Genomic DNA, 25807 nt, shown 5'->3' on the forward strand with positions numbered 1-25807 from the left:
TTCCCTGATAATTGCCGTGGACTTTCTGCGTGCTACGAAAGCAGGATAAGTCGCATTACTGATGGCTTCGCTATCATTGATTAATTTCACTTGCGACTTTGGCTGCTTTTTGTATGGTGAAAGATGTGCCATGAGGACACCGGCACATATATACAGCACACATCTTTGCAGGAAAAAACGCTTATGAAAAATGTTGGTTTTATCGGCTGGCGCGGTATGGTCGGCTCCGTTCTCATGCAACGCATGGTTGAAGAGCGCGACTTCGACGCCATTCGCCCTGTCTTCTTTTCGACTTCACAGTCTGGTCAGGCTGCGCCTTCCTTTGGCGGTGCTTCTGGCACACTTCAGGATGCCTTTGATCTGGAGGCGCTGAAGGCTCTCGATATCATCGTAACCTGTCAGGGCGGCGAGTATACCAACGAAATCTATCCAAAGCTCCGTGAGAGCGGATGGCAAGGTTACTGGATTGACGCAGCATCGTCTCTGCGCATGAAAGATGACGCCATCATCATTCTTGACCCAGTCAATCAGGACGTCATTACTGATGGATTAAATAAAGGCATCAGGACTTTTGTTGGCGGTAACTGTACCGTAAGCCTGATGTTGATGTCGTTGGGCGGTTTATTCGCCAATGATCTTGTTGATTGGGTTTCCGTTGCAACCTACCAGGCGGCTTCCGGCGGTGGTGCGCGACATATGCGTGAGTTGTTAACCCAGATGGGCCAACTGTATGGCCATGTGGCGGATGAACTCGCGACACCGTCCTCTGCTATTCTCGATATTGAACGCAAAGTCACGACCTTAACCCGCAGCGGCGAGTTGTCAGTGGATAACTTTGGCGTGCCATTGGCAGGCAGCCTGATTCCGTGGATCGACAAACAGCTTGATAACGGTCAGAGCCGCGAAGAATGGAAAGGGCAGGCGGAAACTAACAAGATTCTCAACACATCTTCCGTTATTCCGGTAGATGGTTTGTGTGTGCGTGTCGGGGCGTTGCGCTGCCACAGCCAGGCATTCACCATCAAATTGAAAAAAGATGTGTCTATTCCGACCGTGGAAGAACTGTTGGCGGCCCATAACCCGTGGGCAAAAGTGGTTCCAAACGATCGCGAAATCACTATGCGTGAGCTAACCCCAGCTGCCGTCACCGGTACGCTGACCACGCCGGTAGGGCGTCTGCGTAAGCTGAATATGGGACCTGAGTTCCTGTCAGCCTTTACCGTGGGCGACCAGCTGCTGTGGGGGGCCGCGGAGCCGCTACGCCGGATGCTTCGTCAACTGGCGTAATGTTTATTCATTAAATTTGGGGCGTAATGCTGCCCCTTTTAGTGCGTAGTACAGGAGTAAGCGCAGATGTTTCATGATTTACCGGGAGTTAAATAGAGCATTGGCTATTCTTTAAGGGTGGCGGGATACATACGTATTCAATGCCTTACCTGAAGTGAGGACGGCGTAGAGAGGATGCACAGAGTGCTGCGCCGTTCAGGTCAAAAAAATGTCACAACCAGATGTCAAAAATTAGTTGGATGGGGTGACACAATAAAACAGGAAGACAAGCATGTCCGATCGTATCGATAGAGACGTGATTAACGCGCTAATTGCAGGTCATTTTGCGGATCCTTTTTCCGTACTTGGAATGCATAAAACCACAGCGGGACTGGAAGTCCGTGCCCTTTTACCTGACGCCACCGATGTGTGGGTAATTGAACCAAAAACTGGACGCAAAGTCGCTAAACTGGAGTGTCTCGACTCTCGTGGATTCTTCAGCGGCGTCGTTCCTCGGCGTAAAAATTTTTTCCGCTATCAGTTGGCGGTTGTCTGGCATGGCCAGCAGAATCTGATTGATGATCCTTACCGTTTTGGCCCTTTAATCCAGGAAATGGACGCCTGGCTGTTATCTGAAGGTACCCACCTGCGCCCGTATGAAACCTTAGGTGCGCACGCAGATACTATGGATGGCGTTACCGGCACGCGTTTTTCTGTCTGGGCGCCAAATGCCCGCCGTGTCTCGGTTGTTGGGCAATTCAACTACTGGGATGGTCGTCGTCACCCGATGCGCCTGCGTAAAGAGAGCGGCATCTGGGAACTGTTTATCCCTGGCGCGCATAACGGTCAGCTCTATAAATACGAAATGATTGATGCCAATGGCAATCTGCGTTTGAAGTCTGATCCTTATGCCTTCGAAGCACAGATGCGCCCGGAAACCGCTTCCCTTATTTGCGGACTGCCTGAAAAGGTCGTGCAGACCGAAGAGCGCAAAAAAGCGAATCAGTTTGATGCGCCAATTTCTATCTATGAAGTTCACCTGGGGTCATGGCGTCGTCACGCCGACAACAACTTCTGGTTAAGCTACCGTGAACTTGCCGATCAGTTGGTGCCTTACGCGAAATGGATGGGCTTTACCCACCTCGAACTGCTGCCAATTAACGAACATCCATTCGATGGCAGTTGGGGCTATCAGCCGACAGGTTTGTATGCGCCAACTCGCCGTTTTGGCACTCGCGATGATTTCCGCTATTTCATTGATGCCGCCCACGCAGCAGGTTTGAACGTGATTCTCGACTGGGTGCCGGGTCACTTCCCAACAGATGACTTTGCACTTGCCGAATTTGACGGCACAAATCTGTATGAACACAGCGATCCGCGTGAAGGCTACCATCAGGACTGGAATACCCTGATCTACAACTATGGTCGTCGCGAAGTCAGCAATTTCCTTGTTGGTAACGCGCTGTACTGGATCGAGCGTTTTGGTATCGATGCGCTGCGTGTCGATGCGGTTGCTTCGATGATTTATCGTGATTACAGCCGTAAAGAAGGTGAGTGGATCCCGAACGAGTATGGTGGACGCGAGAATCTGGAAGCGATTGAATTCCTTCGCAATACCAACCGTATTATCGGTGAACAAGTTCCTGGTGCAGTAACGATGGCGGAGGAGTCTACCGACTTCCCGAACGTTTCCCGCCCGCAGGATATTGGTGGTCTGGGCTTCTGGTACAAGTGGAACCTTGGCTGGATGCACGACACTCTGGATTACATGAAGCTCGACCCGGTTTATCGTCAATACCACCACAATAAACTCACCTTCGGGATGCTCTACAACTACACTGAAAACTTCGTTCTGCCGCTGTCGCACGACGAAGTGGTGCACGGCAAAAAATCGATTCTCGACAGGATGCCAGGCGATGCATGGCAGAAGTTTGCCAATCTGCGAGCCTACTATGCCTGGATGTGGGCGTTCCCGGGCAAGAAACTGTTGTTCATGGGTAACGAATTTGCCCAAGGGCGTGAGTGGAACCACGATGCCAGCCTCGACTGGCATCTGCTGGAAGGTGGCGACAACTGGCATCACGGTGTCCAGCGACTGGTACGCGATCTGAACCATACTTATCGTCACCACAAAGCTCTGCACGAGCTGGATTTCGACGCCTACGGTTTTGAATGGCTGGTGGTGGATGACCATGAGCGCTCGGTGCTGATCTTTGTGCGTCGCGATAAAGAGGGTAACGAAATTATCGTTGCCAGCAACTTTACGCCGGTGCCGCGCCATGATTATCGCTTTGGCATTAATCAGCCAGGTAAGTGGCGTGAGATTCTCAACACCGATTCCATGCACTACCACGGCAGCAATGCTGGCAATGGCGGCGCGGTACATAGCGATGAGATCGCCAGCCACGGTCGTCAGCATTCATTGAGCCTTACTCTACCACCGCTGGCCACTATCTGGCTGGTGCGGGAGGGAGAATGACACAACTCGCCATTGGCAAACCTGCTCCCCTTGGCGCGCACTATGATGGCCAGGGCGTCAACTTCACGCTCTTTTCTGCTCATGCTGAGCGGGTAGAGCTATGTGTGTTTGACGCTCAGGGCATAGAACACCGGTATGACTTGCCAGGACGCAGCGGCGATGTCTGGCACGGTTACTTGCCGGATGCGCGCCCGGGTTTGCACTATGGGTATCGCGTACATGGCTCCTGGCAACCTGCCGTGGGGCATCGCTTTAACCCGGCGAAGTTGTTGATTGATCCTTGCGCGCGGCAAATTGAGGGTGAGTTTAAAGATAACCCGCTGCTGCATGCAGGCCATAATGAACCTGATTATCGTGACAACGCCGCCATTGCGCCGAAATGCGTGGTGGTGGTCGATCACTATGACTGGGAGGATGATGCCCCGCCGCGCACGCCGTGGGGCAGCACCATCATTTATGAAGCCCATGTCAAAGGATTAACCTATCTGCATCCGGAGATCCCGGTTGAGATTCGCGGCACCTATAAAGCGCTCGGCCATCCGGTGATGATCAACTATTTAAAACGGTTGGGCATTACCGCGCTGGAACTGTTGCCAGTGGCGCAGTTTGCCAGTGAACCGCGCCTGCAACGCATGGGGCTAAGTAACTACTGGGGCTACAATCCGGTGGCGCTGTTTGCGCTGCATCCGGCATATGCCAGCTCGCCCGAAACGGCGTTGGACGAGTTTCGCGACGCAGTGAAAGCCCTGCACAAGGCGGGTATTGAAGTCATTCTCGACATCGTACTCAACCACAGTGCGGAACTGGACCTCGACGGTCCGGTATTCTCACTGCGCGGGATCGACAACCGTAGCTATTATTGGATAAGAGACGACGGCGATTATCACAACTGGACTGGTTGTGGTAATACGCTCAATTTGAGCCATCCGGCGGTAGTGGAGTACGCCAGCGCCTGTCTACGCTACTGGGTAGAAACCTGCCACGTTGATGGCTTCCGCTTCGATCTCGCAGCAGTCATGGGACGAACACCGGAGTTTCGTCAGGATGCGCCGCTGTTTACGGCTATCCAGAATTGCCCAGTGCTTTCGCAAGTGAAGTTAATTGCCGAACCGTGGGATATCGCGCCCGGCGGCTATCAGGTGGGCAATTTCCCACCGCTGTTTGCCGAGTGGAATGATCATTTCCGCGACGCCGCACGCCGTTTCTGGCTGCATTATAACCTGTCGCTGGGTGAGTTTGCCGGGCGTTTTGCCGCCTCCAGCGATGTTTTTAAACGTAATGGCCGTCTGCCGAGTGCTGCGATTAATCTCGTCACTGCGCATGACGGTTTTACGCTTCGCGACTGCGTTTGTTTCAACCATAAACACAATGAAGCAAATGGAGAAGAAAATCGCGACGGGACCAACAACAATTACAGTAACAATCATGGTAAAGAAGGGTTAGGCGGTACTCTTGATTTGATTGAACGGCGGCGCGACAGCATTCACGCCCTGTTAACGACGTTGTTGCTCTCCCAGGGTACGCCGATGTTACTGGCAGGTGATGAACATGGTCACAGCCAGCATGGCAATAACAATGCCTACTGTCAGGATAACCAACTAACGTGGTTGGACTGGTCGCAGGCAAACAGTGGGTTAACGGCGTTTACCGCCGCGTTAATCCATCTGCGCAAGCGCATTCCTGCTTTGGTAGAGGATCGCTGGTGGGAAGAAGGCGATGGCAATGTCCGTTGGCTGAATCGATATGCTCAACCTTTAAGCTCGGACGAGTGGCAAAACGGGCCAAAGCAGCTGCAAATTTTGCTTTCGGATCGTTTTTTGATCGCAATAAACGCCACGCTTGAGGTAACAGAGATTGTTTTACCTGCTGGGGAGTGGCACGCCATTCCCCCATTCGCTGGAGAGGATAACCCAGTGATTACGGCTGTCTGGCCGGGACCTGCACACGGATTGTGTGTGTTCCAGAGATGATAAAAAAGGAGTTAGTCATGGTTAGTTTAGAGAAGAACGATCACTTAATGTTGGCGCGCCAGCTGCCATTGAAATCTGTTGCCCTGATACTGGCGGGAGGACGTGGTACTCGCCTGAAGGATTTAACCAATAAGAGAGCAAAGCCTGCCGTACACTTCGGCGGTAAGTTCCGCATTATCGACTTTGCGCTGTCCAACTGCATCAACTCTGGGATCCGTCGTATGGGCGTGATCACCCAGTACCAGTCTCACACCCTGGTGCAGCATATTCAGCGCGGCTGGTCGTTCTTCAATGAAGAAATGAACGAGTTTGTCGACCTGCTGCCCGCGCAGCAGAGAATGAAAGGGGAAAACTGGTATCGCGGTACCGCAGACGCGGTCACTCAAAACCTCGATATCATCCGCCGCTATAAAGCGGAGTATGTGGTGATCCTGGCTGGTGACCACATCTACAAGCAAGACTACTCGCGAATGCTTATCGACCACGTCGAAAAAGGTGCGCGTTGTACTGTTGCTTGTATGCCAGTACCGATTGAAGAAGCCTCTGCATTTGGCGTTATGGCAGTCGATGAAAACGATAAAATTATCGAATTTGTTGAAAAACCGGCTAACCCGCCATCAATGCCAAACGATCCGAGCAAATCTCTGGCGAGTATGGGTATCTACGTCTTTGACGCCGACTATCTATATGAATTGCTGGAAGAAGACGATCGCGATGAAAATTCCAGCCACGACTTTGGTAAAGATTTGATTCCAAAAATCACCGAAGCAGGCCTGGCTTATGCGCATCCATTCCCTCTCTCTTGCGTACAGTCTGACCCAGACGCCGAGCCGTACTGGCGCGATGTGGGTACGCTGGAAGCTTACTGGAAAGCGAACCTTGATCTGGCCTCGGTGGTGCCGGAACTGGATATGTACGATCGCAACTGGCCAATTCGCACCTACAATGAATCATTGCCACCAGCGAAATTTGTTCAGGATCGCTCCGGTAGCCATGGGATGACCCTTAACTCACTGGTTTCCGGCGGTTGTGTAATCTCTGGTTCAGTGGTGGTGCAGTCCGTTCTGTTCTCACGCGTTCGTGTTAATTCATTCTGCAACATTGATTCCGCCGTATTGTTACCGGAAGTATGGGTAGGTCGCTCGTGCCGTCTGCGCCGCTGTGTCATTGACCGCGCTTGTGTCATTCCGGAAGGCATGGTGATTGGTGAGGATGCAGAGGAAGATGCACGTCGTTTCTATCGTTCAGAAGAAGGCATCGTGCTGGTTACGCGCGAAATGCTACGGAAGTTAGGGTATAAACAGGAGCGATAATGCAGGTTTTACATGTATGTTCAGAGATGTTCCCGCTGCTTAAAACCGGCGGTCTGGCTGATGTTATTGGGGCATTACCCGCAGCACAAATCGCAGACGGCGTTGACGCTCGCGTACTGTTGCCTGCATTTCCCGATATTCGCCGTGGCGTGACCGATGCGCAGGTGGTATCTCGTCGTGATACCTTTGCCGGGCATATCACGCTGCTGTTCGGACATTATAACGGGGTTGGTATTTACCTGATTGACGCGCCGCATCTCTACGATCGTCCCGGAAGCCCGTATCACGATACCAACTTATTTGCCTACACCGACAACGTGTTGCGTTTTGCGCTGTTGGGGTGGGTCGGGGCAGAAATGGCCAGTGGGCTGGACCCATTCTGGCGCCCTGATGTAGTGCACGCGCACGACTGGCATGCAGGCCTTGCGCCAGCGTACCTGGCGGCACGCGGGCGTCCGGCGAAGTCTGTGTTTACTGTGCACAATCTGGCCTATCAAGGCATGTTTTATGCACATCACATGAATGACATCCAATTGCCATGGTCATTCTTTAATGTTCACGGGCTGGAGTTCAACGGGCAAATCTCTTTCCTGAAAGCCGGACTGTATTACGCTGACCATATTACAGCGGTTAGTCCGACCTACGCTCGCGAGATTACTGAACCACAGTTTGCCTACGGTATGGAAGGTTTACTTCAGCAGCGTCATCGTGAAGGACGACTTTCCGGCGTACTGAACGGCGTGGACGAGAAAATCTGGAGTCCAGAGACGGACTTACTTTTAGCCTCGCGTTACACCCGCGATTCATTGGAGGATAAAGCGGAGAATAAGCGCCAGTTGCAAATCGCAATGGGGCTTAAGGTTGACGATAAAGTGCCGCTTTTTGCAGTGGTGAGCCGTCTGACCAGCCAGAAAGGCCTGGATCTGGTGTTAGAGGCCTTACCGGGCCTTCTGGAACAGGGCGGACAACTGGCGCTGCTCGGCGCGGGCGATCCGGTATTGCAGGAAGGTTTCCTTGCTGCAGCAGCGGAACACCCCGGTCAGGTTGGTGTACAGATTGGTTATCACGAAGCATTTTCGCATCGCATTATGGGCGGCGCGGACGTCATTCTGGTGCCCAGTCGTTTTGAACCGTGCGGCTTAACGCAACTTTATGGATTGAAGTACGGCACGCTGCCGTTAGTGCGGCGTACCGGTGGGCTTGCTGATACGGTTTCTGACTGTTCTCTTGAGAACCTTGCAGATGGCGTCGCCAGTGGGTTTGTCTTTGAAGATAGTAATGCCTGGTCGTTGTTACGGGCTATTCGACGCGCTTTTGTTCTGTGGTCCCGCCCTTCATTGTGGCGGTTTGTGCAACGTCAGGCTATGGCAATGGATTTTAGCTGGCAGGTCGCGGCGAAGTCGTACCGTGAGCTTTACTATCGCTTGAAATAGTTTTCAGGAAACGCCTATATGAATGCTCCGTTTACATATTCATCGCCCACCCTTAGCGTAGAAGCGCTTAAGCACTCTATCGCTTATAAGCTGATGTTTACGATTGGAAAGGATCCTGTCGTTGCCAATAAACATGAGTGGCTGAACGCAACGTTATTTGCTGTGCGCGATCGTCTCGTGGAGCGTTGGTTGCGCTCGAACCGTGCCCAACTGTCGCAAGAAACTCGTCAGGTTTACTACCTGTCGATGGAGTTTTTGATTGGCCGTACTCTCTCCAACGCCATGTTGTCGTTAGGTATTTATGACGATGTTCAGGGGGCGCTGGAGTCGATGGGGTTAAATCTCGAAGAGTTGATTGATGAAGAAAATGACCCGGGCCTCGGGAACGGTGGTCTGGGACGCCTGGCAGCTTGCTTCCTGGATTCACTGGCGACTTTAGGGTTGCCAGGTCGCGGCTACGGTATTCGTTACGACTACGGCATGTTCAAGCAGAACATCGTTAACGGCAGTCAGAAAGAGTCACCGGACTACTGGCTGGAATACGGCAACCCGTGGGAATTTAAACGACACAATACGCGCTACAAAGTGCGTTTTGGTGGACGTATTCAGCAAGAAGGCAAGAAAACTCGCTGGATTGAAACTGAAGAAATTCTGGCCGTTGCTTATGACCAGATAATCCCCGGCTATGACACTGACGCAACTAATACCCTGCGTTTGTGGAGCGCACAAGCCAGTAGCGAAATTAACCTGGGTAAATTCAACCAGGGTGACTACTTCGCGGCGGTGGAAGACAAAAACCACTCCGAGAACGTATCCCGCGTACTGTACCCGGACGACTCCACTTATTCCGGGCGTGAACTGCGTCTGCGTCAGGAATACTTCCTGGTTTCCTCGACCATTCAGGACATTTTAAGCCGCCATTATCAGCTGCATAAAACCTACGATAATCTGGCAGATAAAATCGCGATTCATCTCAATGACACCCATCCGGTGCTGTCGATTCCTGAGCTGATGCGTCTGCTGATTGATGAGCATAAATTCAGCTGGGATGACGCTTTTGAAGTGTGCTGCGAGGTCTTCTCTTACACCAACCACACGCTGATGAGCGAGGCGCTGGAAACCTGGCCGGTCGATATGCTGGGTAAAATTCTGCCGCGTCACTTGCAGATAATCTTTGAAATCAATGACTATTTCCTGAAAACCTTGCAAGAGCAGTATCCGAACGACACTGACCTGCTGGGACGGGCGTCAATCATTGATGAATCCAACGGGCGTCGTGTGCGGATGGCCTGGCTGGCGGTTGTCGTGAGTCATAAAGTTAACGGTGTTTCAGAGTTGCACTCTAACTTGATGGTGCAGTCGCTGTTTGCTGATTTTGCGAAAATCTTCCCGGGTCGTTTCACCAACGTTACCAACGGTGTGACGCCGCGTCGCTGGCTGGCGGTAGCGAACCCATCGCTTTCAGCTGTGCTGGACGAACACCTGGGCCGTAACTGGCGCACCGACCTTAGCCTGCTGAGCGAGCTGCAACAGCATTGTGATTTCCCGATGGTCAACCATGCGGTGCATCAGGCGAAGCTGGATAACAAAAAACGTCTGGCCGAGTACATCGCCCAGCAGTTGAATGTGGTGGTGAATCCGAAGGCGCTGTTTGATGTGCAGATCAAACGTATTCACGAATACAAACGTCAATTGATGAATGTGTTGCACGTTATCACTCGTTATAACCGTATCAAGGCCGATCCGGATGCTAATTGGGTGCCGCGCGTGAATATTTTTGGCGGCAAGGCTGCTTCGGCTTATTACATGGCGAAGCACATTATCCATTTGATCAACGATGTAGCTAAAGTGATCAACAACGATCCGCAGATTGGCGACAAGCTGAAAGTGGTGTTTATCCCGAACTACAGCGTTAGTCTGGCACAGTTGATCATTCCGGCGGCCGATCTGTCTGAACAGATTTCGCTGGCGGGGACGGAAGCCTCCGGCACCAGTAACATGAAGTTTGCCCTTAACGGTGCGCTGACTATCGGTACGCTGGACGGTGCGAACGTCGAAATGCTGGATCATGTCGGTGATGACAATATCTTTATCTTTGGTAACACAGCGGAAGAAGTGGAAGAACTGCGTCGTCAGGGTTACAAACCGCGTGAATACTACGAGAAAGATGAAGAGCTGCATCAGGTGCTGACGCAAATCGGCAGCGGTGTATTCAGTCCGGAAGATCCGGGACGCTATCGCGATCTGGTTGATTCGCTGATCAACTTCGGTGATCACTACCAGGTACTGGCGGATTATCGCAGCTATGTCGATTGTCAGGATAAAGTCGACGAACTCTACGAGCGTCAGGAAGAGTGGACAGCAAAAGCGATGCTGAACATCGCCAATATGGGCTACTTCTCTTCAGACCGTACAATCAAAGAGTACGCCGATCATATCTGGCATATTGATCCAGTGAGATTGTAAGTTCGTAAAGTGATAACTGCCGTGTGTTCCCATAAAGCTATCGTTAATGGGCACACGGCATTTTTATATCAGATAAATGATATGTCATGACAATTTACAGACAGTATCGATATATAATTCATATTTATTAATTCTTAATAATAATTCTCATCTGACTATGTATCATACAATAAGCATTATAAATAACTAATAAATTATTTATTATATTTATATATTACTCCATTCTTCAGCTATCTTGTCTAAAATAAATCTCTTTGTTTTCAAATAACTGTATTTTTATATAAAGTCAATCATTGCGAGCATGGATTCCTTTAGTTATATTACCAAGCAGCTCATATAATATTTTCCAGCCATTCTATCTCTTAATTTTTCTGGGATTAACCACACCAGCTTTATTCATTTAAATAATGTGATTTGTTAAAGCTGAATGTAAAAATAATCGCCAATATTGCTTGGATTTTTTAACAAAAGGAAAGGTATAAATGAAATTCAATCTATCTAATTTATCCGTAGTTTTACTCGCATCAGGTATGCTGATGTCAACTGCGGTAACTGCTGCGCCAGGCGATGCATCACAATTTGGTGGTGCGGATACAGACTGGAGCACCGTTGATTATCCAAAACTCACCGATATGGATGACAACACTGATGCGATGGGCGGAAACATTCGCTTTACTGGTCGAGTGGTTAAAGCGACGTGTAAGGTTGCTACAGAATCGAAACAGATTGAAGTGGTACTGCCAGTCGTACCTTCTAACGCTTTCACGGGCATTGATACCGAAGCAACGGGCGCCAGTAACCAGACTGACTTCAACATTAAACTGACCGACTGTAGCAATACGGACAGTCAAAACATTGAATTTCGTTTTACAGGCGTAGCAGACAGTGCCAACCAGACGCTTGCCAATGAAGTTGAAGGGGCCGCTGATGCTGATAGTACTGGCGAAGCAGGTGCAACAGGTGTAGGGATTCGTATTTATTCTAAAAACACGACAGCTGATGGTCTGATTAAACTGAATACACAAACTCCTCAGGGGAGTGCTTCTTCGGCGGCTTATGTGATTCCTGGCGATGCTGCTACCCATGATTTTACTGCCGCATTTACCGCAGGCTATGCGCAGAACGGTAGTTCCGTTGCACCAGGTCTGGTGAAAGCTACGGCAAGTTTCGTCGTGCTGTACGAATAATTACAGCAAAATAATTTCAGGTTACAGTTACTTGTAGCCTGAAATTAATATTACGTGTTTATTTATAATGAATATACACGCATCAGTAATTGTAATTAAATTTCATCTACAAGGATGCAGTATGAGATGGATTTCAAAAAATAAATGTTTAGCCAATAGAAATATAAATTCTTTGCTAAAGACTCAATATGCCATAAGAGCAGCGGTTCTATTTTTGCTGTCCGCCATATCTATCAATGCTATTGCTGCGGGTGGCTTCGGTCTTGGTTCTACGCGTCTGGTTTATCCATCTGACAGTCAGCAAATTACGTTAAGTGTACAGAATGGTGGGGCTAACACCAGCTATTTAATCCAGTCATGGATTGATGACAATCAAAGCAGTAAAAAAAGTCAGGATTTTGTGGTTACGCCTCCTTTATTTATGTTGCCAACGCGAAAAGAAGCCTCATTGAGGATAATGTTTATTGGTAAATCACAGTTACCGACTGATCGCGAAACATTATTCTGGATGAATGTGAAAGCGATTCCGCCAACGGATGAGAAGAATACCCAGAAAAACACGTTACAACTGGCGTTACAAAACAGAATTAAATTATTTTACCGTCCGACTAATTTACCCGTTCAAGCTGGTAAAGCACGGGATATGCTGCGATTTAAATACGAAGGTAAACAGCTGAGAGTCATTAACCCTTCTCCCTATTATCTGACGGTGACTGGAATCAGGGTGCAAGGGGCAAAATTACCTAATGCGTTTGTTCCACCGAAAAGTGACGTAACAGTGTCTTCACCAGTGACGTTAGCCGGTGAAATTACTTATCAAACTATCAATGATTACGGTGCCACAACGGCCAGGCAAAAGGGAACGATGCAATAAACCTGGAAGATTAAAACGTTAAAGCAACTCAGGTCAGGGATATGAACCTAAAGCTCAGAAAACTCGAACACAGGATGGCAAGGCACAAGCAGATGAGGCGGTGTATGCTGCTTCTACTGACACTTTTGCCTACGTGTTCAGTGGCGGGTATGCGCTTTAACCCTGCATTCCTGTCGGGTGATACTGAAGCTGTTGCTGATTTATCTCGTTTTGAGAAAGGGATGACGTATCTTCCTGGTAGCTATGAGGTTGAAATATGGGTCAATGATTCGCCTTTGACATCACGTAAGGTTACTTTCAAAGCTGATGATCAGAATCAGTTGATTCCCTGTTTTTCGCTCGATGAGTTAGTTACTTTAGGAATTAACAAAAGTGCATTGCCGGAGCAGGCGCAAGCAGAGGGGAATAATTGTCTCGATTTACGTATATGGTTTGCAGAAGTTCAATATACTCCTGAACTGGATGCGCAACGACTCAAACTGACCTTTCCGCAGGCAATATTAAAGCATGAAGCACGTGGTTATATCCCACCTGAGGAATGGGATAATGGTATCCCGGCCATTCTTATTAATTATGATTTTTCTGGCAACAGCGATCGTGGAGACTATGCGTCTGATAGTTATTATTTAAATCTCCGTTCAGGTTTAAATTTAGGGGCGTGGCGTTTTCGTGATTATTCTACATGGAGTCGTTCTGGTAATTCACCGGGTAAAATTGCACATGTGAGTAGTACGTTACAACGGGTAATTATTCCATTCAAAAGTGAATTAACACTGGGTGATACCTGGTCTTCATCAGATGTTTTCGACAGCGTGAGTATTCGGGGTGTCAAACTTGAGTCCGATGAAAACATGCTGCCGGATAGCCAAAGTGGCTTTGCCCCGACTGTGCGCGGCATTGCTAAAAGTAATGCCCAGGTCACGATTAAACAAAATGGCTATGTTATTTATCAGACATATACTCCCCCTGGGCCTTTTGAAATCAACGATCTGAACCCTACGTCTTCCGCAGGGGATTTAGAAGTTACGATCAAAGAGTCTGATAATTCCGAAACTATCTATACCATTCCTTACGCCGCTGTACCCATCCTTCAACGCGAAGGACATATTAAATATTCCGCAACTGCCGGTAAATATCGTAGTAATAGCTATAATCAAAACAATCCGAATATCTTTCAAGGAGATTTGATTTGGGGGTTACCCTGGGATATTACTGCCTATGGAGGGATACAATACGCTAATAATTATCGGGCAATAGCACTAGGGCTTGGGTTCAACCTTGGTATGTTTGGTGCGACCTCATTTGATTTGACGCAAGCCAATAGCACGCTTGCTGATGGCAGTAAACATCAAGGGCAATCGTACCGTTTTCTATACTCAAAATCGTTAGTGCAAACAGGTACGGCTTTTCAGATTATTGGTTATCGTTACTCGACGGAGGGATTTTATTCGTTGAGTGATACCACATACAAACAAATGTCGGGCACGGTTATCGATCCAGATACCCTTAATGAAAAAGACTATGTTTATAACTGGAATGATTTTTATAATTTACGTTATAACAAAAGAGGAAAGTTTCAGGCAAATATATCGCAACCATTGGGCGAATATGGCTCTATGTATTTGGCAGCGAGTCAACAAACTTACTGGAATACGAATAATAAAGATACCTTATACCAGGTTGGCTATAATACGAGTGTGCATGGGATTTATTTAAACATTGCTTATAACTACAGCAAATCACCAGGTTCAGATGCGGACAGAATCTTATCCGTCAATATATCATTGCCGATCAGTAATTGGTTATCACCAGCAGTCGATGGGCGCACTGCGACAAATTCTATGACAGCGACCTATGGTTACAGTCAAGATAATAGCGGTCATGTGAATCAGTATGCTGGAGTATCTGGTTCACTGCTGGAACAACATAATCTCAACTATAATATTCAACAAAATTTTGCCAATCAGAATAATAGCAGAAATGGATCGGTAGGTTTAAATTACCGCGGTACTTATGGTTCACTAAATTCCGGATACAGCTACGATAATAATGGTAACCAGCAATTTAACTATGGTTTAAGTGGTGCCATGGTTGTTCACGAAAATGGTTTAACGCTAAGTCAGCCGTTAGGTGAAACAAATATACTGATAAAAGCACCAGGAGCAAACAATGTAAATGTGGAGCGCGGAACGGGGGTTAAAACAGACTGGCGTGGCTATGCTGTCGTGCCTTATGCCACGGAATATCGGCGTAATAATATCTCTTTAGACCCTATGTCTATGAGTATGCATACAGAATTAGATGCCACTACTATGGAAGTGATACCCAGTAAAGGTGCTTTAGTTCGCGCTGAGTTTAATGCACATGTCGGTATTCGTGGTTTATTTAATCTTCACTATCGTAATAAACCAGTTCCATTTGGTGCGACGGCCAGTGTACCCACTGAGGGGACCACTCAGATTACAGGAATAGTGGGTGACAGTGGGCAGGTTTATCTCTCCGGTTTGCCTTTACAAGGCATAATAAATATACAGTGGGGAGAAAGTTCTTATCAGCAATGTCAGGCAAGCTATCAATTACCGGAAAGCGAGCTGGATAATGCCATTAGCTATGCAAATCTGGAGTGCCGCTAATGAATATATTACAGAAATTTATTCTATTAATTTTTACATCATTATTCATGATGGTGATTTCATGTAACGCACTGGCTAACGATACCGTAATAGTCACATTTACAGGACAATTATTAGCAAAAACGTGTGATATTACAGCTGGAAGCAAAGATCAGCCAGTAAATATGGGAACTTATGACGTCAATGATTTTTTGAATGTAGGGGATGTTTCTGGCAGCCATACATTTACGATCAATCTGGAAGGATGTCCTACAACAACCAGTACTGTGTATAGTTCAGGAGTAAGTGCTAATGTGAGGTTTACTGGAGATACTGATGCTATTAATACCACTTTATTACGCCTTACTTCCAGTGCAGATAGTGCAACTGGAGTGGGCGTCGAAATTTTAGATAGCAATGATAAAATTATAGCGATTAATAGTGAGTCAGGGTTCAAAGAATTAATTTTAGATAATAATGGCGATGCCAGTTTAGCCTTTAAACTCCGCTATAAGTCAACTCAGCAAAACGTACATGCGGGGCAGGCGAATGCGCTGTTGTACTTTGATATAGATTATCAGTGAGGATAATATGGCGCGCTATTGGAATTTAATTGCTCTGTTATTCTCTGTGATATCAATGCCATCCATTGCTGATGATACAACACATGCAGGTATTGTACGTATAGAAGGAATAATAACGGCAAAGACTTGTATTGTTGCCGATGAGTCTAAAAATTTCACAGTTAACATGCCTGATGTTCCCAGTTATAGGGTGAGAAATTCAGGGAGTGTTACTGAAAAAATTGGCTTCTCTGTAAAGTTAACCCGTTGTGGCAGTGATGTCAGTAATGCCAATGTTACGTTTGATGGAACATCAGTCAGTGAAGACGCGGCCCTATATAAACTGGAAGAGGGCTCAGTCGAGGGGTTAGCACTGGCTATTTTTGACAACAACAAACAAAGTATTAGTAATGGTATAAAGAGTACAAGTTATGCCCTTACACCATTGGTAGATAATACATTGCATTTCTTTGCTGCTTATAAAGCTATAAAAAATGATGTACAACCAGGAGAGGCGAATGCATCAGTTTCCTTTATCGTCACTTATGATTAATGTGCTGATATGCTTTTTTATATGTTGCACAAATGCGCAGGCAGGAGTTGTTGTTGGCGGTACCCGTTTTGTTTACCCAGAAAAGCAGTCATCAATTTCGGTCGAGCTTAAAAATACTGCCAGTAAAGATATGCTGGTTAAAATTTCCGTGACACCTGATGATGGCCGCCAGTTAAAAGGCACACTGGAATCCCAACCTTTACTACCAAATAAGGCGTTTATTGCCACACCACCATTATTGGTACTTAAACAAGATAAAAATACCAAAATAAGAATTAATCGCGTGGATGGTCAGTTACCTGTGGATCGTGAGAGTTTATTTATACTGAATGTTGCAGCGTTACCTGCTCAGGAACAAAACTCACAACTTAAGAACGAAAATCAACTCCAGGTAGCTGTACGCAACAGGATGAAAATATTTTATCGCCCGGAGACGTTATCAGGTAATCCACTTGACGCTTATCAACAGTTACGCTGGACGCGAAACAATGAAGTTGTCACTGTTTTTAACCCTACGCCCTGGTATGTGACACTCTATAATTTATCTATTGATGGTAAAAGCATAAATGGTGGCATGGTCGCACCATTTAGTCATCGTCAACAGGATTGGTGTCAGCGGCAAGGATATTGTGAGATTAACTGGCAAACGTTGGATCTTTACAATAATGCTTTACCTGTTTGGAGCGTAAAATTAAATGTTTTACAAAATAATGCTATGGGTGCAGTAGCGATACATGGATAACCGGAGAAGCATGATGCTTACTTATTTTCGGGGAAATATAAAAGAAATTTGTATATTGTTTGTTCTTTTAGTCAGTAGCTGCTATAACATCGTATATGCGGAAGATATGGGACGGGATCGTGCTTTTTGTTATCCTGGTTCACCAGGTAATAATACTACCCCTGCGACATTTTCTTATAATTTTGGTACGGTGACTGTCTCAGATGTTAATAATAATTCGCCTGGGACAGTATTGCCAGCACAGAACTGGAAAATAGGGCGTTACAAGGCTTATTGTAATTCATTGGATGATTATGAAATTTATTTTACAGCTACATCTGGCATAGATCCGTCAGGCGCATCTGGTGATCATCAGGGGAGCGATATATTTATCCCTTTGACTCATGAAATATCTGTCTCGACACATATAAAACTCTATAATAAAAATGGCACAATGACAGATAAGACAGTACCTTTTGACAATTATAGCACTAATTATCCAGCAGACAGAAGTAAACCAGATAATTGGTCCTCCGGAACAGAAGGTTATATAAAAATCAGACTTGATAAAAAAATAATATCTGATATTTCAATAAATAACATACAACTGGTTTCTTTGTATGTCAGCCAGTTCCCAACAGAGCACGGACCAATTCCCGTATTTAATGCTTATATTGGCAACTTAAATATTGAGGTTCCACAAGGCTGCACAATTAATGAGGGCACCAGCTTTACGGTTAATATGCCGGATGTTTGGGCCAGTGAGTTAAGTCGGGCTGGCGCCGGAGTGAAACCAACGGGCGTTTCTCCTGTTGCAACTACCATTCCGATCAATTGTACTAACAAAGATATTGATGCCGTAATGACGCTGGTTTTTGATGGCAATATCTCATCAACGAGAGATGTTAATGGCCGGCAAAGCATTATTCAGGCGGAGGATAACCCAGACGTTGGCATTATGATTATGGATAGCCAACAGGAATCCGTAGACTTGAACGCCCTTGCTGCGCATGTTGGTGTGCCATTTAAGTTAATTGAAAACCGAGCTGAGTCAGCTCAGACGGCAGACGTGACTTTTCTGTCTCTCCCCGTTAGTACCACAGGGCGACTACCCGCTGCGGGTCGTTATAATGCCCTGGCTGTTTTGCGGGTGGAATACCAGTGATGTATGAGTCAGTGCAGAAACGGATTAGCCCGTTTTTAGCCATCGGTGCAAAATAAAGCACAGTAACAGCAAGGATGAATAATATGCAAAACAGAAAATGGATTTTGACCTCGCTGGTAATGACTTTTTTCGGCATCCCCATACTGACGCAATTTTTGGCAGCGGTTGTTGCCATGCTGGGGGCCGGGCTTACCGCCATTCTTGAAGTTTGCAATTTACTCTTCACGCCAACAATTTACCTTCTGCTTAACATTTTTATGTTGGCGCTGGGTGCGATAATGCTATTTTTCTCGGGGCGAGTATGGGCGGGCGATAGTGCACCAGAAAAAAGAGAAATAGCCGCCTGGCGGCAATGTCTTTTTTTAGTTCCCGCTTTATTAACCCTGATTGGCTGGATAATCACGCTGCATCTGGCAGATTATCAATTTCGCCAGATGGGATCAGGTTGGTTGGCAGACCTTATGCTCCCCTGGCTGGGCGTTTTGTTAGTCTCATTAGTCGGTGGTGAGTACTGGTGGGTAGTCATTATTCCCGTTGGGGCGCATATCAGTTTTTCGCTGGGATACAGCTGGCCAACCAGACATTCTTTAACCGGCACATCCGGGCTACGTTGCCGTAATTCTCTCCTGTTTATCCTTTTCATGCTTGGTTTTATCGCTGGTTATCAGGCTCATTTATATAAAGAATTTAATCCAGGCGTTGGTGTGCGCGAAAATATTGATACCAGGGCCTGGCAACCCGATAAACTCAATAATCAACTGACGCCACTGCGTGGTAAACCGCAAATTCTGTTCACGCAAAACTGGCCGCGACTCGATGGCGCCACGGCAGCGTACCCAATTTATGCTTCTGCCTTTTATGCGTTAAGCGTAATACCAGAGGATTTTCACGTCTGGGAATATCTGGATAACTCTCGTACCCCCGAAGCATATAATAAGATTGTTAAAGGTGATGCCGATATTATCTTTGTGGCTCAACCTTCCGGTGGGCAGAAAAAACGCGCAGGGGAATCGGGCGTCACTTTGAACTACACACCTTTCGCCCGTGAAGCGTTTGTTTTCATCGTCAATGCGGATAACCCGGTTAATTCCCTGACTGAACAACAAGTGCGTGACATCTTCAGTGGCGCAATTACCAACTGGCGCACGGTTGGCGGTAATGATCAGGAGATCCAGACCTGGCAACGCCCGGAAGACTCTGGCAGTCAGACGGTGATGCAATCACAGGTTATGAAAAATGTCCGCATGATCTCACCACAGGAAACTGAGGTGGCTAGTATGATGGGAGGAATGATTAAAGTTGTTGCCGAATACCGTAATACAAACAACGCAATAGGCTACACCTTCCGCTATTACGCGACGCAAATGAATGCTGACAAAAATATCAAATTGTTATCGATTAACGGTATTACACCGACTGCGGAAAACATCCGTAACGGCAAATATCCGTATATCGTCGATGCCTTTATGGTAACGCGGGAAAATACGACGTCAGAGACACAAAAATTGGTGGAATGGTTTTTAACTCCGCAAGGGCAGAGCCTGGTGGAAGATGTGGGATATGTGCCGATGTATCCAACAATGAAATAACCCTCGAGGGAAAGGAATCAACGCGATGAATAAATTCACAGGCGTTTTACTGTTAGGTGCAGTATTACTGGCGGGATGCGCCGACCGGGAAGGGTACTATAACAGCGTTAGGGAAGAAGAGAGCCATGGCCTGACGTCTCTGCGGGGACAACCTGAATTCCGTTACAGCGAAGATTGGACAAGATGGCCGAGAGTGTACGGTGCAACAGCTTTATACCCGCTGTATGCTTCTGCATATTATGAATTAGTACCGGAGCCGAAAGATGCGGATCAAACCTCGCTGGCCTGGCAGGCGTATGGTTTACAGCAAACCCGAACAGCGGAAGCCTACGATAGTCTGATTAAAGGTACTGCGACTGTTATTTTTGTCGCGCAACCCTCTGAAGGGCAGAAAAAACGTGCAGGAGAAGCGGGCGTTAAGCTGAAATATACCGCGTTTGCCCGCGAAGCCTTTGTCTTTATCGTTGATATCAAAAACCCGGTTAATTCACTTAGCGAACGGCAGGTCAAAGACATTTTTAGCGGTAAAGTGAGTCGCTGGAATAAAGTGGGCGGCAGTGACGAAAGTATAAAAGTCTGGCAGCGGCCAGAAGATTCAGGAAGCCAAACGGTTATGAAGGGACTGGTTATGCAAGATACTCCAATGCTGCCAGCCAAAAAATCCACTGTTATTGATCTTATGGGCGGTTTAATTACCGAAGTCGCCGACTACCAAAATACACCATCTTCCATTGGATACACCTTCCACTATTACGTCACACGTATGAATGACAATATGCTTAAAATGCGCAAACAGATCAAACTGTTGGCTATAAACGGCGTTGCGCCTACAGAGGAAAATATTCGTAACGGATCTTATCCCTATGTTGTGGATGCCTATATGGTGACGCGTGAAAACCCCACGCCGGAAACGCAGAAATTCGTTGACTGGTTTTTAAGCCCGCAGGGGCAGCAATTGGTAGAGGATGTGGGCTATGTGCCGCTGTATAAAACGCAACCTTAGAGCAGGGAAATAATATGGATACTACCATTATTCGCCTGAACGCGGCGAATGCTCGTTTTGTTTATCAACCGTTTACACGCGACCAGCGGGCGAGGGGGTAATTATGCAACCCAGCCCCGCCATGCAGGCATTAATTGAGCAGATATATCACACCTTTCACCGTTATCCAGTGCCGAAGCAATGTGTGGTTTGTTGTGAATATTGCCTGAGTCAGCAGGAACAAAAGGCATTACGGAATACATCGTTACGAGCGCTCCCTTATTCCTTAATCAATGCCTGGAATAGTAGCCCAGGACCCGATCCGCAAAACAGCGATGAGGTCCGCTATTTTCTTCCGCGTTTACTGGAATTTGTTGCACAGGGACATTTTGACAATATTCACGAAGTCTTTTCTCTGCGCCGTATCAACCTGGCTAATAAAGCAAACTGGCGTGCGGATGAACTGGCGATATTGCAGCAATTTGCCTGCCAGTATATGGCTGATTGGGTATCTGGCGATGAAGCTGTCGAATTACAGTACATGCTGGAAATGTTTTTCCGTGCCGATATCGCCCTTGCGCCATTGCTTGATGCCGTTATCTCTGTACCCGGTTACCAGCCCACAGTGTCAGTGGCATGTTTACTGTGGCATAACAGGGAAGAGAATATCCAGAATAGTAGCTTTGAGCAGGATGATGACGATAAAGCTATTACCGCCCAAATCAATACCTGGACTGACAACAATCAATCCATCCTGAAAGAACGCTCGCGGCAAGCGATTGAGAACCCGCTTAGGCAGCCTGAACAGGGCACACGATATCAGGTCTGGGAAGATGACTGGATGATTGATGAGTGTTTATGCGCGATGTATGACGCATCATCCGAATCACCAGGGCAATGAAGATGAATAAAATCAGACTTTATATTCCTCCGCTAATTCTCGGCTTTGTTATTGTGCCGTTGTTGGTGTGGCCGACGGTAGTTGCGCTGGCTGCTTTTGGTATCACGCTGAGTTTTCTGATGGAGATGCTGTTCTCAATTTCGTTCATGCACAGGCGTATTTCCCTTCTGGAAGCACAACTATGGTTATCGGCTGAATATGTGCTTTTCTTCTGTGCAATGGTGGGCGTTGGTTGGCTATTTGCGCGCAGAACGCCACCTGAACTGAAAAGTAGACTGCATTGTTGGCTGGTATTTGCACCAGTTTATTTCTGGTTGCTCCTGTGGAATATCATTTTTTATGTCGCGCCAGCGCAAATTGCTTTGCTGGAAAATATGCGCAGTTTCTTTCTGACAGTTGTCTGGCTCCCACTGAATTTTTCGCCATTTTGGTCCCAACCGTGGACTGGCTTTGTCGGCCCGATAAGTGCACAGCTTGGTTTTGCGTTGGGATATTATTGCCAGTGGCGTAGCAAAAATAGAAGCCAGAGGAAGAAGTGGGGCGAGTGGGTAATGTGTCTGAGTTTTGTTACGTTGGGTATGATGGCGTGGGCTTTGCGGTAATTCCCTGAATCAAAAAGTAGGTTAGATTGAAATTTGACCTCAGATTGTTGACAAAGTGCGCTTTGCTCATGCCGGATGCGGCGTGAACGCCTTATTCGGCCTACAAAATCGCGCAAATTCAATGTATTGCATAAACCACGTAGGCCTGATAAGCGTAGCGCATCAGGCAGTTTTTTTGTTTATCATCAGTCTCAGGTCAGATTGAAATCTGACCTGGCCACCTTACGTTAATTTACGACGCTAGCGACAACTTCTGCTGCGTATACTCCACCAGCCACTGACTCACACGAGATTGTTGAGCCGCATTCAGCCACATGCCTTGTTTTGTGCGACGCCACAGGGCATCGTCGGCGCGACGGACCCATTCGTGATCCACCAGGTATTTCAGTTCCGCTTCGTAGAACTCATGACCGAAATCCTCCCCGAGGTCGCTTATCGCCCCCGCATTGCCGAGCAGCAGCTCGCTGTTGCTGCCGTAAGTGCGCGCGTAGTGACGTGCCAGCGATTCAGTCAGGAACGGGTAACGGCGGCGCAGGCGAGCGGCATAATCGTCGCGGTCGCCTTCAATGGCACCACCCGGCAGCACGCTCTCTTTCGTCCACGCCGGGCCAATACCCTGATAATACGGCGTCAGTTTTTCCAGCGCATGTTCCGCCAGTTTGCGGTAGGTGGTCAGCTTACCGCCGAATACCGACAGCAGCGGTGCTTTGCCGTTTTCGTCATGGATATCAAGGGTGTAATCACGGGTAATTGCCTGCGGCGAGTCGGACTCATCATCACACAGCGGACGCACACCGGAGTAGGTCCAGACGATATCGTCACGGCTTAGCTGCTTTTTAAAGTGCGTGTTATACACTTTCAGCAGGTAATTGATTTCACTCTCTTCAATCTTCACTGCTTTTGGATCACCTTTGTATTCCACATCGGTGGTGCCGATGATGGAAAACTCGTCCATCCACGGGATCACGAACACAATACGTTTATCTTCGTTTTGCAGAATGTAGGCTTGCTTCTGGGTATGCACACGCGGCACCACAATATGGCTGCCTTTGATCAGGCGAATGCCATAAGGTGAGGGCAGATGCATCCCGTCGTCGAAGAACTGTTTCACCCACGGGCCGGTGGCGTTAACCAGGCCGCGCGCTTGCCAGCTATATTTTTTGCCGGTATCGATATCTTCCGCTTCCACAATCCACAGGCCGTTTTCGCGGCGAGCAGAGGTGGCGCGAGTCCGAGTAATCACTTCGCCGCCTTTACGCACCACCATCTGGGCGTTGGCGAGTACCAGACGGGCGTCGTCTACCCAACAGTCAGAATATTCGAATCCGCGCTTAATTTCCGGTTTTAACACTGAATTTGCGCCAAAACGCAAACCAGTTGATCCCGGCAGGCTGGTGCGTTTACCCAGATGATCGTACATAAACAGACCAATGCGAATCATCCACGCCGGGCGCAGATGCGGACGATGCGGCAGGCGAAAACGCATCGGGAAGGCGATATGCGGGGCCATTTTCAGCAGCACTTCACGTTCAGCCAGCGCCTCGCTGACCAGGCGGAATTCATAGTGCTCAAGGTAGCGTAGGCCACCGTGAATGAGTTTTGAACTGGCGGAGGAGGTCGCGCAAGCGAGATCCTGCGCCTCCAGCATCAGCACGGATAAACCGCGTCCAGCGGCGTCTGCCGCGATACCAGCACCATTGATGCCGCCACCTATCACAATCAGATCTTTGGTTTCCATGCTGCCCTCATTCACTTTCGTTAAAGCTCATAAATGTTCGTTATCGAACATATTAGCAAAGAATCGCGCTTTAGGTAACATTGAAAAAACATTTTAGAGTGATATGTATAACATTATGGCGTTTATCTGCCGCTTCGACGTAAACTGTGCGGTAAATTTGCCCACTTGTTTGTAAAGAAAGAGAGACGCATGGATCAGTTCGAATGTATTAACGTTGCCGACGCGCACCAGAAGTTGCAGGAAAAAGAGGCGGTGCTGGTCGATATTCGCGATCCACAGAGTTTCGCAATGGGGCATGCGGTGCAGGCTTTCCATTTAACCAACGACACACTGGGCGCGTTTATGCGTGATAACGACTTTGACACACCGGTGATGGTGATGTGTTATCACGGCAATAGCAGCAAAGGCGCGGCGCAGTATCTGCTGCAACAGGGCTACGATGTGGTTTATAGCATTGACGGCGGCTTTGAAGCCTGGCTGCGTCAGTTTCCCGCAGAGGTGGCGTACGGCGCGTAACGCTTTATACTGTCCCCTTTTGTGTGGAATAAGCGACAGCAACGATGTTGATGATTACCTCTTTTGCTAACCCCCGCGTGGCGCAGGCGTTTGTTGATTATATGGCGACGCAGGGTGTTATCCTCACGATTCAACAACATAACCAAAGCGATGTCTGGCTGGCGGATGAGTCCCAGGCCGAGCGCGTGCGGGCGGAGCTGGCGCGTTTTCTCGAAAACCCGGCAGATCCGCGTTATCTGGCGGCGAGCTGGCAGGCGGGCCATACCGGCAGTGGCCTGCATTATCGCCGTTATCCTTTCTTTGCTGCCTTGCGTGAACGTGCAGGTCCGGTAACCTGGGTGATGATGATCGCCTGCGTGCTGGTGTTTATCGCCATGCAAATCCTTGGCGATCAGGACGTGATGCTATGGTTGGCCTGGCCATTCGATCCAACACTGAAATTTGAGTTCTGGCGTTACTTCACCCACGCGTTAATGCACTTCTCGCTGATGCATATCCTCTTTAACCTGCTCTGGTGGTGGTATCTCGGCGGTGCGGTGGAAAAACGCCTCGGCAGCGGTAAGCTAATTGTCATTACTCTCATTAGCGCCCTGTTAAGTGGCTATGTGCAGCAAAAATTCAGCGGGCCGTGGTTTGGCGGGCTTTCTGGCGTGGTGTATGCGCTGATGGGCTACGTCTGGCTACGTGGCGAACGCGATCCGCAAAGTGGCATTTACCTGCAACGTGGGTTAATTATCTTTGCGCTGATCTGGATTGTCGCCGGATGGTTTGATTTGTTTGGGATGTCGATGGCGAACGGAGCACACATCGCCGGGTTAGCCGTGGGTTTAGCGATGGCTTTTGTTGATTCGCTCAATGCGCGAAAACGAAAATAATT

20 protein-coding genes are annotated in these 25807 nt (G+C 47.9%); 19 read left to right on the forward strand and 1 reads right to left on the reverse strand.

Annotated elements, in window-relative coordinates:
- The first annotated feature begins 183 nt into the window (after positions 1-183).
- The 17 genes from asd (at position 184) to AACU94_RS22650 (ending at position 22676) form a co-directional block, all read left to right on the forward strand.
- Entirely contained in the window at positions 184-1287 is a 1104-nt protein-coding gene (gene asd, locus AACU94_RS22565; RefSeq protein WP_130217716.1) for an aspartate-semialdehyde dehydrogenase, read from the forward strand.
- Positions 1288-1558: 271 nt separating this feature from the next.
- A complete protein-coding gene (gene glgB, locus AACU94_RS22575) occupies positions 1559-3745 on the forward strand; it encodes a 1,4-alpha-glucan branching enzyme (protein ID WP_130209043.1) in 2187 nt (728 codons plus the stop codon).
- Positions 3742-5715, forward strand: coding sequence for a glycogen debranching protein GlgX (glgX, locus tag AACU94_RS22580; protein WP_135488654.1), 1974 nt, complete (start codon positions 3742-3744; stop codon positions 5713-5715). The genes glgB and glgX overlap by 4 nt, the downstream gene beginning before the upstream one ends.
- Positions 5716-5732: 17 nt before the next feature.
- On the forward strand, positions 5733-7028 hold the full coding sequence (gene glgC, locus AACU94_RS22585) for a glucose-1-phosphate adenylyltransferase (RefSeq protein ID WP_130217714.1): 1296 nt from the start codon (positions 5733-5735) through the stop codon (positions 7026-7028).
- Complete coding sequence (gene glgA, locus AACU94_RS22590) at positions 7028-8461, forward strand: glycogen synthase GlgA (protein WP_135405486.1); 1434 nt, start codon at positions 7028-7030, stop codon at positions 8459-8461. Before glgC ends, glgA begins: the two co-directional genes overlap by 1 nt.
- A gap of 18 nt (positions 8462-8479) precedes the next feature.
- A complete protein-coding gene (gene glgP, locus AACU94_RS22595) occupies positions 8480-10927 on the forward strand; it encodes a glycogen phosphorylase (RefSeq protein WP_130221371.1) in 2448 nt (815 codons plus the stop codon).
- A gap of 482 nt (positions 10928-11409) precedes the next feature.
- Entirely contained in the window at positions 11410-12114 is a 705-nt protein-coding gene (locus AACU94_RS22600; protein WP_135488655.1) for a fimbrial protein, read from the forward strand.
- A 121-nt stretch (positions 12115-12235) separates the two neighbouring features.
- A complete protein-coding gene (locus AACU94_RS22605) occupies positions 12236-12988 on the forward strand; it encodes a fimbria/pilus periplasmic chaperone (RefSeq protein ID WP_135488656.1) in 753 nt (250 codons plus the stop codon).
- A 41-nt stretch (positions 12989-13029) separates the two neighbouring features.
- Positions 13030-15621: a fimbrial biogenesis usher protein gene (locus tag AACU94_RS22610; RefSeq protein WP_167856174.1), complete on the forward strand. Its 2592-nt coding sequence runs from the start codon at positions 13030-13032 to the stop codon at positions 15619-15621.
- Positions 15621-16184, forward strand: coding sequence for a fimbrial protein (locus AACU94_RS22615; protein WP_122991110.1), 564 nt, complete (start codon positions 15621-15623; stop codon positions 16182-16184). Before AACU94_RS22610 ends, AACU94_RS22615 begins: the two co-directional genes overlap by 1 nt.
- A gap of 7 nt (positions 16185-16191) precedes the next feature.
- Complete coding sequence (locus AACU94_RS22620; RefSeq protein ID WP_135488657.1) at positions 16192-16716, forward strand: fimbrial protein; 525 nt, start codon at positions 16192-16194, stop codon at positions 16714-16716.
- Entirely contained in the window at positions 16682-17458 is a 777-nt protein-coding gene (locus AACU94_RS22625; RefSeq protein WP_135488658.1) for a fimbrial biogenesis chaperone, read from the forward strand. Before AACU94_RS22620 ends, AACU94_RS22625 begins: the two co-directional genes overlap by 35 nt.
- Before the next feature lie 13 nt (positions 17459-17471).
- Positions 17472-18602 carry a fimbrial protein gene (locus AACU94_RS22630; RefSeq protein ID WP_135488694.1) on the forward strand — a complete coding sequence of 377 codons (1131 nt, stop codon included), beginning with the start codon at positions 17472-17474 and terminating at the stop codon, positions 18600-18602.
- Positions 18603-18685: 83 nt separating this feature from the next.
- Entirely contained in the window at positions 18686-20191 is a 1506-nt protein-coding gene (locus AACU94_RS22635) for a PstS family phosphate ABC transporter substrate-binding protein (protein ID WP_135488659.1), read from the forward strand.
- 25 nt (positions 20192-20216) lie between these two features.
- Entirely contained in the window at positions 20217-21194 is a 978-nt protein-coding gene (locus tag AACU94_RS22640) for a PstS family phosphate ABC transporter substrate-binding protein (protein ID WP_130217698.1), read from the forward strand.
- 103 nt (positions 21195-21297) lie between these two features.
- Positions 21298-22074, forward strand: coding sequence for a hypothetical protein (locus AACU94_RS22645; protein WP_135488660.1), 777 nt, complete (start codon positions 21298-21300; stop codon positions 22072-22074).
- 2 nt (positions 22075-22076) lie between these two features.
- Positions 22077-22676, forward strand: coding sequence for a hypothetical protein (locus AACU94_RS22650; protein ID WP_135488661.1), 600 nt, complete (start codon positions 22077-22079; stop codon positions 22674-22676).
- A 232-nt stretch (positions 22677-22908) separates the two neighbouring features.
- On the opposite strand, the gene glpD is transcribed toward AACU94_RS22650, so the two are convergent.
- Positions 22909-24414, reverse strand: a complete 1506-nt coding sequence (gene glpD, locus AACU94_RS22655; protein ID WP_135488662.1) for a glycerol-3-phosphate dehydrogenase — start codon at positions 24412-24414, stop codon at positions 22909-22911.
- Between the two features lie 189 nt (positions 24415-24603).
- On the opposite strand from glpD, the gene glpE reads away from it, so the two are divergent.
- Together glpE and glpG are read left to right on the forward strand one after the other, a co-directional pair.
- Positions 24604-24930 carry a thiosulfate sulfurtransferase GlpE gene (glpE, locus tag AACU94_RS22660; RefSeq protein ID WP_135488663.1) on the forward strand — a complete coding sequence of 109 codons (327 nt, stop codon included), beginning with the start codon at positions 24604-24606 and terminating at the stop codon, positions 24928-24930.
- Positions 24931-24974: 44 nt separating this feature from the next.
- On the forward strand, positions 24975-25805 hold the full coding sequence (glpG, locus tag AACU94_RS22665) for a rhomboid family intramembrane serine protease GlpG (protein ID WP_130221379.1): 831 nt from the start codon (positions 24975-24977) through the stop codon (positions 25803-25805).
- The last annotated feature ends 2 nt before the right edge of the window (positions 25806-25807 follow it).

Source organism: Escherichia sp. E4702, from assembly GCF_963883545.1.
Taxonomy (GTDB): domain Bacteria; phylum Pseudomonadota; class Gammaproteobacteria; order Enterobacterales; family Enterobacteriaceae; genus Escherichia.